The organism is Streptococcus sp. HMSC064H09 (assembly GCF_001812625.1).
Taxonomy (GTDB): Bacteria; Bacillota; Bacilli; order Lactobacillales; family Streptococcaceae; genus Streptococcus.
In genome coordinates, this window is the sequence record NZ_KV809611.1 from 1 (window position 1) to 721 (window position 721).

General features: G+C 39.9%; 2 pseudogenes. Both read left to right on the forward strand.

Annotated features, from left to right (window positions below):
- A pseudogene (locus tag HMPREF2867_RS11715) lies at window positions 1-185 on the forward strand (fibrinogen-binding protein); the annotation flags it as partial.
- Between the two features lie 13 nt (window positions 186-198).
- Window positions 199-721 (forward strand): annotated as a pseudogene (locus HMPREF2867_RS11720) (MSCRAMM family adhesin SdrC); the annotation flags it as partial.

The window sequence follows — 721 nt, forward strand, 5'->3', positions numbered from 1 at the left end:
CTGAAGTTGAAACTGAGTTTGACTCGGATTGTGAAGCTGATGTCGACTCACTTTCTGAAGTTGAAACTGAATTTGATTCTGATTGTGATGTCGATGTTGATTCACTCTCTGAAGTTGAAACTGAGTTCGATTCGGATTGTGACGCTGACGTTGATTCACTTTCTGAAGCTGAAACTGAGGTTTGACTCGGATTGTGATGTGCTTACTGATTCACTTTCTGAAGTAGAAACTGAGTTTGACTCGGATTGTGATGTTGACGTTGATTCACTTTCTGACGCTGAAACTGAATTTGATTCTGATTGTGAAGCTGATGTCGATTCACTTTCTGAAGTTGAAACTGAGTTTGACTCGGATTGTGATGTGCTTACTGATTCACTTTCTGAAGTAGAAACTGAGTTTGACTCGGATTGTGATGTCGATGTTGATTCACTTTCTGAAGTAGAAACTGAGTTTGACTCAGATTGTGATGCTGAAATTGAGGCACTCTCTGAGGCTGACTCTGAGTTTGACTCAGATTGTGATGCTGATGTCGATTCACTTTCTGAAGTTGAAACTGAGTTTGATTCGGATTGTGATGTCGATGTTGATTCACTTTCTGAAGTAGAAACTGAGTTTGACTCAGATTGTGAAGCTGATGTTGACTCACTCTCTGAAGTCGAAACTGAGTTTGACTCGGATTGTGATGATGATGTTGATTCACTTTCTGAAGTAGAAACTGAGT